The 13,698-nt window shown below is 74.5% G+C and carries 17 protein-coding genes; 8 read left to right on the top strand and 9 right to left on the bottom strand.

Translation table 11 applies throughout. From position 1 onward, the window contains the following. Window positions 1–9 precede the first annotated feature (9 nt). Window positions 10–588 carry an FxsA family membrane protein gene (gene fxsA, locus ACFVU9_RS15150; RefSeq protein ID WP_380438943.1) on the top strand — a complete coding sequence of 193 codons (579 nt, stop codon included), beginning with the start codon at window positions 10–12 and terminating at the stop codon, window positions 586–588. 156 nt (window positions 589–744) lie between these two features. Here the strand turns inward: fxsA and ACFVU9_RS15145 are convergent, their stop codons facing one another. The 3 genes from ACFVU9_RS15145 to ACFVU9_RS15135 all read right to left on the bottom strand — a co-directional run bounded on the left by ACFVU9_RS15145 (window position 745) and on the right by ACFVU9_RS15135 (window position 3,331). After that, window positions 745–1,119 (bottom strand): RNA polymerase-binding protein RbpA, encoded by a 375-nt coding sequence (locus tag ACFVU9_RS15145; RefSeq protein WP_329929550.1) that lies wholly within the window; start codon window positions 1,117–1,119, stop codon window positions 745–747. Window positions 1,120–1,395: 276 nt separating this feature from the next. After that, on the bottom strand, window positions 1,396–3,012 hold the full coding sequence (locus tag ACFVU9_RS15140) for a hypothetical protein (protein ID WP_387593577.1): 1,617 nt from the start codon (window positions 3,010–3,012) through the stop codon (window positions 1,396–1,398). 124 nt (window positions 3,013–3,136) lie between these two features. Continuing rightward, a complete protein-coding gene (locus ACFVU9_RS15135; protein WP_188305060.1) occupies window positions 3,137–3,331 on the bottom strand; it encodes a hypothetical protein in 195 nt (64 codons plus the stop codon). A 433-nt stretch (window positions 3,332–3,764) separates the two neighbouring features. On the opposite strand from ACFVU9_RS15135, the gene ACFVU9_RS15130 reads away from it, so the two are divergent. The 4 genes from ACFVU9_RS15130 to ACFVU9_RS15115 all read left to right on the top strand — a co-directional run bounded on the left by ACFVU9_RS15130 (window position 3,765) and on the right by ACFVU9_RS15115 (window position 6,509). Next, the gene (locus tag ACFVU9_RS15130; protein ID WP_380443161.1) at window positions 3,765–4,181 is read left to right on the top strand and encodes an ankyrin repeat domain-containing protein; all 417 of its coding nucleotides are present in this window, start codon (window positions 3,765–3,767) and stop codon (window positions 4,179–4,181) included. Window positions 4,182–4,217: 36 nt separating this feature from the next. Then, the gene (locus tag ACFVU9_RS15125; protein ID WP_380443163.1) at window positions 4,218–4,751 is read left to right on the top strand and encodes a GNAT family N-acetyltransferase; all 534 of its coding nucleotides are present in this window, start codon (window positions 4,218–4,220) and stop codon (window positions 4,749–4,751) included. A 60-nt stretch (window positions 4,752–4,811) separates the two neighbouring features. Further along, window positions 4,812–5,885: a serine hydrolase domain-containing protein gene (locus ACFVU9_RS15120; protein WP_387593575.1), complete on the top strand. Its 1,074-nt coding sequence runs from the start codon at window positions 4,812–4,814 to the stop codon at window positions 5,883–5,885. A gap of 120 nt (window positions 5,886–6,005) precedes the next feature. Beyond that, window positions 6,006–6,509 carry an NUDIX domain-containing protein gene (locus ACFVU9_RS15115; protein WP_380443167.1) on the top strand — a complete coding sequence of 168 codons (504 nt, stop codon included), beginning with the start codon at window positions 6,006–6,008 and terminating at the stop codon, window positions 6,507–6,509. Window positions 6,510–6,527: 18 nt separating this feature from the next. On the opposite strand, the gene ACFVU9_RS15110 is transcribed toward ACFVU9_RS15115, so the two are convergent. The 3 genes from ACFVU9_RS15110 to ACFVU9_RS15100 all read right to left on the bottom strand — a co-directional run bounded on the left by ACFVU9_RS15110 (window position 6,528) and on the right by ACFVU9_RS15100 (window position 8,911). After that, a complete protein-coding gene (locus ACFVU9_RS15110) occupies window positions 6,528–7,181 on the bottom strand; it encodes a vitamin K epoxide reductase family protein (RefSeq protein ID WP_380506843.1) in 654 nt (217 codons plus the stop codon). A gap of 68 nt (window positions 7,182–7,249) precedes the next feature. Continuing rightward, complete coding sequence (locus ACFVU9_RS15105; protein WP_387593573.1) at window positions 7,250–8,059, bottom strand: thioredoxin domain-containing protein; 810 nt, start codon at window positions 8,057–8,059, stop codon at window positions 7,250–7,252. Between the two features lie 180 nt (window positions 8,060–8,239). Beyond that, window positions 8,240–8,911 (bottom strand): hypothetical protein, encoded by a 672-nt coding sequence (locus ACFVU9_RS15100; RefSeq protein WP_380443173.1) that lies wholly within the window; start codon window positions 8,909–8,911, stop codon window positions 8,240–8,242. Between the two features lie 214 nt (window positions 8,912–9,125). Here ACFVU9_RS15100 and ACFVU9_RS15095 point away from each other — a divergent pair, with 214 nt between their 5' ends. Then, window positions 9,126–10,004, top strand: a complete 879-nt coding sequence (locus ACFVU9_RS15095; protein ID WP_380443176.1) for a CHAD domain-containing protein — start codon at window positions 9,126–9,128, stop codon at window positions 10,002–10,004. 155 nt (window positions 10,005–10,159) lie between these two features. Here ACFVU9_RS15095 and ACFVU9_RS15090 read toward each other — a convergent pair whose 3' ends face one another. Next, entirely contained in the window at window positions 10,160–10,861 is a 702-nt protein-coding gene (locus tag ACFVU9_RS15090; RefSeq protein ID WP_387593619.1) for a uracil-DNA glycosylase, read from the bottom strand. A 211-nt stretch (window positions 10,862–11,072) separates the two neighbouring features. Here ACFVU9_RS15090 and ACFVU9_RS15085 point away from each other — a divergent pair, with 211 nt between their 5' ends. Together ACFVU9_RS15085 and ACFVU9_RS15080 are read left to right on the top strand one after the other, a co-directional pair. Further along, window positions 11,073–12,026, top strand: a complete 954-nt coding sequence (locus ACFVU9_RS15085; protein WP_380506834.1) for an SPFH domain-containing protein — start codon at window positions 11,073–11,075, stop codon at window positions 12,024–12,026. Window positions 12,027–12,137: 111 nt separating this feature from the next. Beyond that, window positions 12,138–12,581 carry a CBS domain-containing protein gene (locus ACFVU9_RS15080; RefSeq protein ID WP_380443180.1) on the top strand — a complete coding sequence of 148 codons (444 nt, stop codon included), beginning with the start codon at window positions 12,138–12,140 and terminating at the stop codon, window positions 12,579–12,581. A 31-nt stretch (window positions 12,582–12,612) separates the two neighbouring features. Here ACFVU9_RS15080 and ACFVU9_RS15075 read toward each other — a convergent pair whose 3' ends face one another. Then, a complete protein-coding gene (locus tag ACFVU9_RS15075; RefSeq protein WP_380443182.1) occupies window positions 12,613–13,023 on the bottom strand; it encodes a PaaI family thioesterase in 411 nt (136 codons plus the stop codon). A gap of 32 nt (window positions 13,024–13,055) precedes the next feature. Beyond that, a complete protein-coding gene (locus ACFVU9_RS15070) occupies window positions 13,056–13,676 on the bottom strand; it encodes a TetR/AcrR family transcriptional regulator (RefSeq protein WP_387593570.1) in 621 nt (206 codons plus the stop codon). Window positions 13,677–13,698 lie beyond the last annotated feature (22 nt).

The raw sequence follows: 13,698 nt of genomic DNA, 5'->3' as shown, positions 1-13,698 counted from the left end.
ATCCGTACCGTGACCCAGCAAGCTACCCCCGCCCGTCCGGCCCCGCGCGGAAAGCTCCGCCGTGTGCTGCCGCTGCTGATCACCGCCTGGCTGGTGCTGGAGATCTGGCTGCTGGTCCAGGTGGGTTCGTGGCTGGGCGGCTTCACCGTCCTGCTGCTGCTCATCGCCGGCGCCGTGATCGGCGGCTCGCTCATCAAGCGGGCCGGGCTGAAGGCGCTGTCCGCGGCGATCGAGCAGAGCAAGGACCCGAAGTCGCAGCAGCCCCAGACCGGCACCAGCATGACGGTCCTGGCCGGTCTGCTGCTGATCGTCCCCGGCTTCCTGTCGGACCTCGTCGCGCTCACCCTGCTGTTCCCGCCGACGCGCGCGCTCTGGCGGGCGGCCGGCCGCCGGCTGGCGGACAAGGCGCTGCGCAGCACCTCCGCCGTGGGCGCGGACGCGTTCGCGGACGCGATGCGGCTGCAGGAGCAGATGCGGATCCACCGCCCGGACGGCAAGGTCGTCCAGGGCGAGGTGGTGGATCCCGAGGCGGGCCCGCGCGGCCCGCAGGGCCCGGACACCACCTACCGCCCGCCGATCACCGGCTGACCGCCCCCGAAGCCCCGGTCGGGCCCGTTCACGGGCCCGGCCGGGGCTTCTGCCTGCCCGGACCGTCTGGACAGACCGGCCGGGTCCGGACACGCGAAAGGGACCCTGGATCCCAGGGTCCCTTTTCGCGTCCTCCCGCCGGGGCGGGAGAGAGGGTCAGGCGCTCTTGCGGGTGTCACGCGGGTGAACCGCGAGGTTCATCCCGCCGGAGCGGAGCACCGCCAGCCGCTCGGCCAGCACCTCCTCCAGCTCCTCGCGCGTACGGCGCTCCATCAGCATGTCCCAATGGGTGCGCGTCGGCTTGGTCTTCTTCTCCTCCGGCTCGTCGCCGTCGAGAAGTGTCGCCTCCTGGCCACAGAAGCGGCATTCCCAGGTCTGGGGGATCTCCGCCTCGACCGAGAAAGGAACCTCGAAACGGTGTCCGTTCTGACATGCGTACTCGACGGTCTGGCGGGGAGCCAGATCGATACCACGGTCGGTCTCGTAGCTAGTGGCCCCGAGTCGCGTGCCGCGGAGAGCTCGCTCGCTCATGAATCGTGCCTCCCGGGCTTATGGCCCACAGGACTAGTGGTCGCTGTTCTTCGTCGTTCGGTCAACGCTCGGCTTCCGACGAAGATTCCCGTCCCGGGACATGCGTCGTCTGTCGTGCCGCCCCTGTTTGTACCCACCGGCGCCCGATTTGTCACATCTGGCCGGTGATATCACCCCAGGTGTCACCTATTTCACATCTGGTGATCGTGCGGCCTTTCTGTCACGAGCGTACCGGGACGGGATCCGGAAGCCGTCGGCGCCCCCGGTTCCGTGCGGTCAGGAGATCGGACGGGAACGGATCATCGGCTCGCCCTTGCCGAGGTCCACGGGCCGGACGGCGGGCGCCGGCTCGGCGGGGCGGACCAGCGGCGGCTGCTCGGGGCGCGTCGGTGCGTCGGCCGCGGCCTCGGTGCGGGTGTCGCGGTGCGGCAGCAGGGCGATCACGGCGTCCCGCAGGGCGGCCGGGGCCTCGTCGTCCAGCGGGTCGACGGTGGCGGGCACCTGGAGCCGGACCGGGACGCCGTTGCCGATGCGGGCGTAGCCGCGGCCGATCGGGGCGTGCGCGGCGGGCACGATGTCGAGCGGGGCGCCGAGCGCGAGGTGGCCCTCCTCGGGGCCGGCCGGGCCGAGCAGCACGCGGGCCCTGGTGGTGGTCCGGACGGTGGGGGTGAGCCGGTCCCTGGCCTCGACGTCGTCGGCGATCACGACGGTGACGCGGGCGGCGCGGCCGTGCCGCAGCGGGAGCTCCAGCAGGTCCTGGGGGTCGGGGCGGCCCTCGGCGTGGGCGAGCTCGCTGAGCTCGGTCGGGTGGTCGAGCAGCAGCCACAGCGGCCGGGTGACGTCCTCCGGCGGGGCGCTGCCGGTGTGCCGGGCGGTGTTGAGCGCGGCGAGCCGCCGGTCGGTCTCCTGGGCGGCCCACTCCAGGGCGGCGAGCGCGCCGTGCAGGCTGGTCTCGACGGTGTGCACGCCGGGCCGGTTGACCAGGCACGCGTGCTCGCCGGTGCCCGCGCCGTCGATCACCACGAGGTCGGCGTACGGGAGGGCCTGGAGCGCGATCGAGCGGACCAGGCTGGAGGTGCCGTACCCGGCGACGCCGAGCGCGAGCAGGTGGGGTTCGCCCGAGCGCGGCCCGGTGCGCCAGATCACCGGCGGCTGCTGCGTCACGGCGCCGCCCTGGCCGACCGGGATGGTGCGGGCGGTGCCGTCCTCGTCGGTGAAGCCGAGCACGATCTCGCCGGGGGCGGCGACGAAGCGCTGGGCGACGATGTCGGTGGGCAGCGGGCTCATCGCGGAGATCCGCAGCTTGTTGGACTCCTCGTCCCAGTCGAAGCGGTACTCGCGGGCCCGCCCGGCCTTGCCCTGGACGACCTGCTCGATCCGGGCCCGGGCGGCCGGCTCGGTGTCGGTGAAGTACGCCGGATAGGTGAGCTCCAGGCGGGAGAGCCGGCCCTCGCCGTCGAACTCCCAGGAGCCGAAGGCGCTCTTGTAGCTCCCCTCGAAGTGGTACAGCGGGTTGGCGTCCTCGGGGCCGCAGAGGTAGGGCGTCAGCGCGGAGTAGAGCGCCGCGAGCTTGACGTCGGCGACGTCGGGCGCGGGCGGGGCGGGCGGCGCCTTGGGGGCCCGTCCGGCCCACGCGGCGCTGGCCATGAGCGCGATCAGGGCGAACAGCAGGCCGTGCGGCAGCAGGTAGATGCCGACGAGCATCGCGGCGGACAGGAACAGCGTCGGGCCGCGGCGCTCCTTGGGGGTGGCCTGCCAGCGGTCCTTGGCCCAGCCGGTGTGGTGGCGCAGGCCGCGGCCGATGACGGTGAGCGGGGCGAACATGTCGGAGGCGTGGTCCCCGGCGGTCCGGGCGATCTCACGGCCCTTGCCGAGGTGGCGGTGGAGCGACATTCCTTGACTCCCCGGGCGGTCGGGACGGGTGGGGGGTGAAGCGGATGGAGCTGGGACTGTCGTCGTACGACGGGGCCCGGGGCGGTGGGATCCGCGCCCGGGCCCGTACGGGGGAGTGGCGGCGCTAGAACCTGAGGCCGCCGAGCAGGCTGGCGAGGCTCGCGCCGCCCGCGGTGATGCTCGGTGCGATCGAGGAGCCGGCGACGTAGAAGCCGAAGAGCGCGCAGACGATCGCGTGGGAGACCTTTAGTCCGTCCCGGCGGAAGAACAGAAAGGCGATGGTGCCGAACAGGACGATGCCGGAAATCGAGAGGATCACGTTCTGCTCCTCGGGGAGGGGGACAGGGACAGTGTCACTGAAAGTGCCCTAATCGTGACAAAAAGTAATAGATGATGGAACGGTGCAAATGGGTGGTTTCACCGTTCAATACCGCCGTGGGGCTCGGGCGGAGGTATGCGAACCGGCCCGGGTCGGGGCCGTGCGGCGCTCTGTTGCGGTGCGGCGAGGCATTCCCGGCGGGTGGGCGGGAAGTTTCCGGGGGGTCCCGGAAGTTCGCTCGAACGGCTGCGCAACCGATCCGTCGGCGTGTCGTTTCCGGTGGAGCCCGCATCCGCCATCCGGACGCGTGCTGGCCCGGGCGTCCGCCCGGCGGCTACGGTGCGGTACGCGCGGCCGGCACCGCCACCGAGCACGAACCGACCGCGAACCGACCGCGAACCGCCCGCGAATCGACCACGAGAGGCCGCCCGCCATGACCGACGCCGCCAGCCCGCAGCCCGCCGACGCCCCCGACGCCGAGGTGATCGCGCTCGCCGGGAAGCTCTTCGACGCCGCCCGGGCCGGGGACACCGCCGCCCTGACCGCCGCCGTCGACGCGGGCGTCTCCGCGAACCTGACCAACGGCAGCGGCGACACGCTGCTCATGCTCGCCGCCTACCACGCCCACGCCGGTACGGTCGCCGCCCTGGTCGAGCGCGGCGCCGACCCGAACCGCGCCAACGACAAGGGGCAGACCCCGCTCGCGGGCGCCGTCTTCAAGGGCGCGGTGGACGTCGTCGACGCCCTGCTGGCCGCCGGCGCCGACCCGAAGGCCGGCTTCCCGTCCGCCGTCGACGCCGCCGCGATGTTCGGCAAGGCGGACCTCCTCGCCCGGTTCGAGGGCCGCTGAGTCCAGGCCGCGCCCCAGGTCGTAGGCTTTTCGTCCATGGAGAGCAGCGCGACAGAGAGCACGTCGGCCGGGGCCGCCGGCACCGTCGAGTACCGGGTCACCGGCTACGGCCACCCCGACGCCCAGGCCCTGTCGGCCGAGGTGCAGCAGGAGTACGTCCGCCGCTACGGCGACCCGGACGAGACCGTGCTGCACCCCGACGACTTCGAGGCGCCGGCCGGACTGTTCCTGATCGCCTACCTGGACGGCCGGCCGGTCGCCTGCGGCGGGTGGCGGGCCAAGCAGGCCGGCCCGCACGGGCTGCGCGACGGTGACGCCGAGCTGAAGCGGATGTTCGTCGTCCCGGGCGCCCGCGGGCGCGGCCTCGCCAGGGGCGTGCTGCGCCGGCTGGAGCAGACCGCCGCCGAGGCCGGCCGCACGCGCTTCGTCCTGGAGACCGGCACCGAGCAGCCCGAGGCCGTCGCGCTGTACCACTCCGAGGGGTACGAGGCGATACGGAAGTTCGGGATCTACCGCGAGCACCCGCAGAGCATCTGCCTCGGCAAGGAGTTCACCTCCGCGTCCGACTGACGGACCGTCCGCCGGGTAGGCTCCGGGCGAGACCGGTCCGGGGCACGTTCAGGGGGACGGATGAGTCACCAACCGCCGGCGCCCGACCGGCTCCCCGCCCTGGCCGCGCCCGGCGGGGCGCTGGACCGGCTGGTCCGCGCCGGCGCGCGAGGAGTCGGGGCGGGGGCGGTCTGGGCCGTCGGCGACGCCGGCGGGACGGTCGGGCGGGGCGCCCACGGGCCGCTCGGGCAGGGCTCGTACGCGCGGCTCTCGCCCGGACCGGACACCCGGTACGACCTCGCGAGCCTCACCAAGATCGTCGCGCTCTGGCCGTGCGCCGGGGCGCTGTGGCAGGCCGGCCGCCTCCCGCTCGACGAACCCCTCGGGCACTACTGGCCGGACGCCGCGGGGCAGCCGGCCGGCGAGGTGACGACCCGTCAACTTCTCGCCCACACCGCCGGATTGCTGCCACGGACGAACTTCGAGCGGCTCTACGGGCGCGACCTCGCGGCGATCCGCTCCGGCGTCATCGCCGCCCCGCTGCACCGCGCGCCCGGCACCGCCGTCGAGTACACCGACCGCGCCGCCGTGCTCCTCGGCCACCTCGTCGAACACCTCGGCGGCGCCCCGCTCGACGAGCTCGCCGCCCGCCGGGCCTGGCGGCCGCTGGGCATGTCCGACACCCGCTACGGGCCGCTCGGCCCCGGCGACACCGCCCACGCCGCGCCCACCGAGTACGACGAGACCCTCGGCGCCCACCTGCGCGGCGTCGTCCACGACCCGTCCGCCCGCCTCCTCGGCGGTGTCTCCGGCAACGCGGGCGCCTTCTCGACCGCCCGCGACCTCGGCCGCTTCCTCGCCGCCCTGCTCGACCCGCCGCCCGGACTCTCCTGGGGCGAGCCGTGGATCGCCGAGTCCCTGCGCGAACAGACCGGCGGGCTCGCCCCCGCCCGCGGCCTCTCCTGGCTCGTCGCCCCCGGCACCGACCCGGCCGACGGCACCTTCGTCCACTACGGGTTCACCGGCACCGGGATCTGGATCTCCCGCCGGCTCGGCCGCTGGGCGCTGCTGCTCACCAACAAGGTCCACTACGACCGCGAGGTCCAGCCGCTCACCGACCTGCGCAACGCCTTCCGGCGGGCCGTCTTCGGCTAGCGCCGTGCTGTTGGGCCCCCGCGCCACCCGATCGGGTGGATCTCGCACGAACCACCGCTCCCGGTGCGGAACCTGGGGCAGAGTGGGCCACGACGGACGGGTGGTGGCGGAGGAGTCGCGATGACGGAGACCTGGCAGCTCTCGGAGGGGGAGTGGCTGGCGCGCATGGTGCGCGCGTACGTCGGCTGCAGCGTCCTGCTCACCGACGCCATGGGCAACGTCCTCCTCCTGAAGCCGATCTACCGCGCCCACTGGCTCTTCCCCGGCGGCGGCATGGACCCCGGCGAGGGCCCGGCCGAGTGCGCCGCCCGCGAACTGCGCGAGGAGACGGGGCTCGTGCTCGACGACGAACCGCGGCTGGTCGTCGTCGAGTGGCGCGACCCGATCCCCAAGCAGCGCGAACACGCCCACCCCGCCGTCCAGTTCATGTTCGACGGCGGGGTGCTCGACGCCGCCGCCGAAATCCGCTGCCAGGCCGAGGAGATCGCCGAGTACGGCTTCTTCACCCCGGCCCGGGCGGCCGCGCTGCTCCACCCGAACGCGGCACGGCGGCTCACCCGGGCCCTGGACGCCAGGCGCGCCGGGCTCACCGCGCTGCTCCACTCGACGGGCTACCTCGGCTGAACTCCGCCCGGCCGACCGTCAGACGAGAGTGCTCCAGTAGTACCAGAACCGGTTGAGGATCAGCAGCGCGATCACCGCCGCCCACAGCACCGGCAGCGCCCAGTGGTAGCGCGCCGCCTCCCGCACGACCGTCCGCAGCCGCGGGCCCGCCGGGATCACGCCCGAGCGCAGGTTGTGCAGCGTCGTGTACCAGAACAGCGCCACGACCGTCGCCCACACCACCATGCAGTACGGGCACAACGCGCCGATCTCGTACAGCGCCTGGTCGATCAGCCAGTGCACGAAGACCACGCCCAGGAACGTCCCCGCCTGGAGGCCCAGCCAGAACCAGCGGCGGTACGCGGCGCCTGCCAGCAGTCCCGCGCCGATCGCCGCCAGTGCGCCGAAGGCGGCCAGCCCGATCAGCGGGTTGGGGAAGCCGAACACCCCCGCCTGCTCGGTGCGCATCACCGAACCGCAGCTGATCACCGGGTTGATGTTGCAGGTCGGGACGTACGACGGGTTCTCCAGGATGCGGAGCTTGTCGAAGGTCAGGACGGCGGAGGCCGCCAGCCCGATCAGCCCGCCGAGGAGCAGGAGCAGCGAGAGCGCCCGGCCGGCGCCGATCGGGGCGCCGGCCGGGGCGGGGCCGGCGGCGGGGCGGGGCACGTGCACGGAGGTAGAGGCGGTCATGGCAGCACACTCCGGTGGCTGGGAAGGGTGCCGGCCCGGCCGGGGTTCGGCCGGGCCGGTGGAGCTCGCTACAGGCCGGCGGCCTGCTTGACCTGCGCCGTGAACTGGTCCGGAGTGGCCGGGTTCTGGCCCGAGAACAGTGTGACCGGCTTGCCGTCGACCTTCACCGTCGGCGTGCCCTGCACCCCGCTGTCGTTGAACGCGTTCGCGACCTTCGCCGCCCACGGCGCGTAGGTGCCGTCCTGGACGGCCTTGACGAAGGCGTCGGTCTTCAGGCCCGGCACCTGGTCGGCCAGTTCCAGGATCTTGTTGGTGTCGCCGAAGCTGTCGGTGCGCTCGTCGGGCTGGTTCTTGTAGAGCACGTCGTGGAAGGCCTTGAACTTGTCCACGCCCTCGTTGAGCGCGGCGCCGGCGGCGGCCAGCGCGGTGCGCGAGCCCTTGCCGCCGAGGGCCTTGTCCAGGAACGCGGCCAGGTGGAACTCGACCTTGATCTGGCCGTCCGCGGTGAGCTGCTTGACCGTCTCGCCGTTGGCCGCCTCGAAGTGCTTGCACACCGGGCAGCGGAAGTCCTCGTAGACCTCCATCGTGTGCGGGGCGTCGGCCTTGCCGTAGGTGATCACGGTGCCGTCCTGGCCGGAGGCGTTCGCGGGCACGACCAGCGGCGCCGAGGAGCCCGGCCCGGCGGCCGTCTCCTTGTCCTTCTTGGCCGAGTTCACGGCGATCGCCCCGGCGCCCGCGATGGCGAGGACCACGACGGACGCGACGGCGATGACAATGCGCTGGCGGCGCTTGGCGGCCGCCTGCTCACGGCGCTGCGCCTCCTGGATCCGCTCGCGGGCGCTGATGCGCTGGGACTGCTTGCTGTTGGCCTGAGCCATGGGGGTCAACTCCTGTACGCGGCGCGCGGGTGCGCGCGGGATGCCTCGCTCGGGCGTGCCTCGGAGGGGCGTGCCTCGTTGGGCTGTACCTCGGAGGGCCGTGCCTCACTGGGGCGTGCCGAGGGGCGGGGTGGGTGAACGCGGGAGTCGTGCGCCGGGCCCGTGGCCGTGGGAACGGTGTCAGCAGGCCGGCGCGAAGGCCGGCGGGCCGCGCCGGGGCGCGGGGCTGAGGACGACGTCCTCGCGGCGGGGACGCTCGTGGTCGGACACCGGCAGCGGCACCCGCAGCACCGGGCGCACCGGGGCCGGGACCAGCAGCAGGAGCAGTGCCCGCAGCGGCGCGGCCACCGACTGGCGCAGGGCGCGCAGCGCCCGGGCCAGCCCGGTCAGGGCGGCATCGCCCAGCCGCAGCCAGGCGGACGCGGCCACCGCGATCATCAGGTGCACCAGCAGGACCAGCAACTGGGTGGCGGCGGGCGCGAACGGTCCGTCGTGCCCGAGCGGCCCGGACAGCAGCGAGCCGTCCACCGAACCACCGCCGCACACCAGCAGGTTCATGCCGCGCGCGGGCACGTGCTCGCTCAGGATCGGGCCACAGCCGGTCTGGCCGAGGTTGAACGTCGTGTTGAGCAGCAGCTCCACCGGCACCATCACGGCGGAGATGTGCAGCAGCCGCCGCTCCCCGCCGGCCAGCGCGGCCGACACCAGGAAGACGACGGCGGTCGCGGCGGCCACCAGCGTGAGCGGCAGCGGGCGACCCGTGATGACCACCTGGCCCAGCGCGGACAGCGGCACGGCGAGCGCGGTGAACACCGCGGCCCGCAGGGCCCTGGTCGCACGGGTGGACGTCATCACGTCCGGGAGTATGTCACGACCCTTACACCCGGCACGAGGGTGCGGGCCGGAACGGTGCCCCTCGGGAGGGGGTGGCGGGTCGTGCCGCGCGGTCGCCCGTGGTGGACGGAAGATGAACGCCCAGTAGACAAGGAGGGTCGGAGGACTAGCCTGGAAGGCGTTTCGCCGCCCCCGGGATGGGGCGGCGACCCCGACGAGGGGGTGAACGCCCATGGCCCGGCCCGACGCCACGGTCGGACAGGTGCTGCTCGCCCGCATCGAGGCCCAGGCCGCCGTGCTCGCCGGACTCGACGACGCCGTCCGCGCGGACGAGCCGGACGCGGTTCACCGGATGCGGGTCGCCTGTCGGCGCCTGCGCAGCGCGCTGCGGACGTACCGGCGCCTCTTCGCGGCCGGCGCCACGGACGAGCTCGTGGCCGAGCTGAGATGGCTGGCCGCCGCCCTCGGCCGCGCGCGCGACCGCGAGGTCCTGGCCGAGCGGCTCGCGGCCCGCGCCCGGGAGCTGCCCGCCGAGTGCGGCCCGGAACGGGTGGCCGCGGAACTGGAACGGTGGGGCGGGGCCGAGTACCGCCGGATCCGGCCCGAAGTGGTGGCCGCCCTCGACAGCTCCCGCCGCCGTGCCCTCGCCGCCGGGCTGGCCGGGCTGCTGGCCGCCCCGCCGCTGCGCCGCCGGGCCCGGCGCCCGGCCGTGCCCGAGCTGTCGCGCATCGCCGCCAGGGAGCAGCGGCGCACCGGCCGCCGGGTGCGGGCCGCCCTGGCCGCCGGGCCCGAGGACCGGGACCGCGCCCTGCACGAGGCCCGCAAGGCCGCCAAGCGCGCCCGCTACGCCGGTGAGACCGCCGCGCCGGCGGTGGGCGGGGCTGCGGACCGGTACGTCGAGCGGATGAAGGCCGTGCAGGAGGTGCTGGGCGAGCACCAGGACGCCGCCGTGGCCGCCGTCGCCCTGGCCGGCCAGGCCGCGACGAGCGGCGAGGCGTTCGCGTACGGGGTGCTGTACGGCGGACAGCTGGCGGCGGCGGAGGCGGCCCGGGACCGCCTCCCGGCGGTGTGGGCCCGGGCGTCGCGGCACAGGCTGGTGCGCTTCGGCTAGTGCCGTGGCCCTAGTGCCGTGCCGGGCGTCGCAACGCGGTGGACCTGTCCGGCCACGGCACCAGGGCCACGGCACCGGCGCCGGGGGCCTCAGGGGGTGCCTGGTCGACGGCGGGATCATGGCGGCGCGGCGCTTCGGCCGAGCACCCCGCCCCGCTACTTCGGGTCGAGGCCGGCGGTGCGGGCGGCGGTGCGGAGGAGGTCGTGGAGCATCTCTGTCGTGAGGCGGCCGGTGTTCGTGTTGCGCGGGCTCACGTGGTAGCAGCCGTACAGGTGGAGCGGCGGGCCGCCGTCGGTGGCGGGCAGGGTGGCGTGGGCGGCGTGGCCGAACGCGGGGCGTGGCCGCGGGACCTCCCAGCCGGCGGCGGCCACGGCCGGGAGCAGGGCCTGCCAGGCGAACCCGCCGAGGGCGACGACCGTCCGCACGGCGGGGCGCAGGAGCTCCAGTTCCCGGGTGATCCAGGGGCGGCAGGTGTCGCGCTCGGCGGTGGTCGGCTTGTTGTCGGGCGGGGCGCAGCGCACCGGGTCGGTGACGCGGACGCCGCGCAGCTCCAGGCCGTCGCCGTAGCGGACGGACTCCGGGCGGTTGGCGAGCCCGAGCTCGTACAGGGCCGCGTACAGGATGTCGCCGGAGGGGTCGCCGGTGAAGATGCGGCCGGTGCGGTTGGCGCCGTGGGCGGCGGGGGCGAGGCCGACGAGGACGAGCGGGGCGTCGGGCGGGCCGAAGCCGGGGATCGGGCGAGCCCAGTAGTCCCAGTCCTGGTAGGCGCGGCGCTTGGTGCGGGCGGTCTCCTCGCGCCACTCGACCAGGCGCGGGCAGGCGCGGCAGCCGGTGACGACGCGGTCCAGGGCGGCCATTGCGGCGGCGCGGGCGGCGGCCTCGGCGGGGTGGCGCGGGTGGCCGGGGTCGTCGGCGGGGGACAGCGGCATGGCGACGATCCTAGGGCCGGTCAACGTTCTCCCGGCTCGCACCCGGGCAGGCGTAGCGTGGAACCAGCTGCTCCGGCGGCCCCCGGTCGGCCCGGGTCGGCCACGGCCGGGACGGGTGGGCGCGCGCGAGGAGGCCGCGATGATCGTCGATGCGGTGCTGGGGGCGATCGGGGGTCTGGTGGGGCTGGGGGCGGTCTGGGCGGGCCTGAGCATCAGGGTGGTCCAGCAGTTCCAGAAGGGCGTGGTGTTCCGCTTCGGGCGGGTGCGGGACGAGGTGCGCGAGCCCGGGCTGGTCGCGCTGATGCCGATCGCGGACAAGCTGCGCAAGGTCAACGTGCAGATCGTGACGATGCCGATCCCGGCGCAGGAGGGCATCACCCGGGACAACGTGACCGTGCGGGTGGACGCGGTGGTCTACTTCCGGGTGGAGGACCCGGTCAAGGCGACCGTCAACGTGCAGGACTACAACTTCGCGATCTCCCAGGTCGCGCAGACCTCGCTGCGGTCGATCATCGGCAAGAGCGAGCTGGACGACCTGCTGGCCAACCGCGAACCGATCAACCAGGGCCTGGAGTTGATGATCGACAGTCCGGCGCTGGGCTGGGGCATCCAGATCGACCGGGTGGAGATCAAGGACGTCGCCCTGCCGGAGTCGATGAAGCGCTCGATCGCCCGGCAGGCGGAGGCCGAGCGCGAGCGCCGGGCGCGGATCATCACGGCGGACGGCGAGTACCAGGCCTCGGCCCGCCTGTCGGAGGCCGCCGCGGTGATGAGCGCGACCCCGGCGGCGCTCCAACTGCGGCTGCTGCAGACCGTGGTGGAGGTGGCGGCGGAGAAGAACTCGACGCTCGTGCTGCCGTTCCCGGTGGAGCTGCTGCGCTTCCTGGACTCGGCGACGGACGCCCAGCTGCGGTCGGCGCGGAACGCGGTCGCCGAGACCGCACAGGCGGCCGTCGACACCGCGCAGCCGGCTGTCGAGGACGGCGCGCAGCAGCTGGAACTCCCGCCGCTGGAGGAGCTGTTGAAGCCATCGCCGCCGCTGGAGGGCGCGGAGGCGGAGGACCGGCGCGCCGAGCACGGCAAGGCGGCCTGAGGGCGGTCCGGAGGCGGCCGTGAGGCTCCCCGGGGCTGCCCCGGTGGCGACCGTCGGCCGCCCGGACCACGATGGACAACGGGGACGGCAGGCACGTCAGGGAGGCGGACCATGACCAGAGCCAGCGACATCATGCACCCGGGCGCGGAGTGCATCCGCGAGCACGAGACGCTCGCCACCGCCGCCCGGATCATGCGGGACCGGGACGTCGGGGCGCTGCCCATCTGCGGCGAGAACGAGAAGCTGCTGGGCATCGTCACCGACCGCGACATCGTGCTCAAGTGCATCGCGGAGGGCCGGGACCCGTCCGCGGTGACGGCGGGCGAGCTGGCCGAGGGCCGGCCGATGACGGTGGAGGCGGACGAGGACACCGAGCAGGTGCTGCGCGTGATGGAGCAGTACCGGGTGCGCCGGCTGCCGGTGATCAACCACCCCGAGCACAAGCTGGTCGGGATGATCAGCGAGGCGGACATCGCGCGCGGGATGCCGCAGGCGCGGGTGGCGGAGTTCGTGTCGGCGGTGTGCGCGGAGGAGGCGCCCAAGGCGGACGCGTGACGCGCGTCCGCCCTTCGGGGGGAGCGTCCGGTCAGGCGAGCGCGTAGACCGTGGTGGCGTGCGCGGCCGGCTCCTCGTCGCCCTCGGCGGTGAGCGTGATGTCGAGGAAGGCGATCCGCCGGCCGAGCTTGGTCACCCGGGCGTGCACCAGGACGTCCCGCTCGGCGACGGCGCGCTGGAAGGTCGTCGACTGCTGGACGGTGGTCATCGGCCCGAAGCCGCCGCGGGCCGCCGACACGGCGATCACGCTCGCGGTGTCGGCGGCGGCCATCAGGGCCTGCCCGGACAGCCCGCCGCCCTCCCGGGCCAGTTGCCCGGACCACGGCAGGCGCAGCACGGCGTGCCGCTCGCCGGTCTCGGTCACCGACAGGCCGAGCGCCTGCACCCAGGGGGCGAAGTTGTCGGCCAGGATCTTGTCCGCCTCGGCGGTGGTGAGGGTCATCCGGCCATTGTGGCGCCGCTGGTGGCCCCGTGTCAGCGGGGTGCGGTGAGGCTGTCGAGGTGACGGCGCAGCACCGTGCGCAGCTCGTCCGGGCCGACCAGGTCGGGGTGCTGGACGGCCTGGAGGGTGAGGCCGTCGAGGAGGGCGGAGAGGCGGCGGGTCTCGACGGCGAGGTCGAGGCCGGGGGCGAGGGCGCCGGAGCGGGCGGTCTCTTCGAGGACGCGGCGGACGAGGTCGTCCAGGCCCGCCTGCATCTCGGCGGCGCGGGGCCGGAGTTCGGGGCGGGTGCGGGCGGCGGTGACGAAGGCGAGCCAGAGCGCGGACTCCTCGCGCCGCCGGGCGTCCAGCGGGAGGACCTCGGCGAGCAGCGCCTCGGTGCGGGCGGGCCGGTCGCCGGCGGCCGTCGCCGGGTCGAGCAGGGCGCCGGCGTGGGCGCGGATCCGGGCGTCGATGCGGCGGGCCAGCTCCTGCATCGCGAAGATCATCAGCTCCGGGCCGCCCGCGAAGTAGTGCCGGACCGACCCGACGGCGAGCCCGGCCTCCTCGGCGACGTTGCGCAGTGAGGCGTGTTCCAGTCCGTCCCGGGCGGCGACCCGCAGTACGGCGTCGGCGACGGCCTGGCGGCGTTCCGCGGGGTCCACGATCTTGGGCATGTTGTCGTTATAGCACGGGTGG

It is taken from the genome of Kitasatospora sp. NPDC057936, assembly GCF_042887525.1.
In the GTDB taxonomy this organism is placed as follows: Bacteria; Actinomycetota; Actinomycetes; order Streptomycetales; family Streptomycetaceae; genus Kitasatospora.
This window is presented reverse-complemented; position numbering and strand designations above follow the sequence as displayed.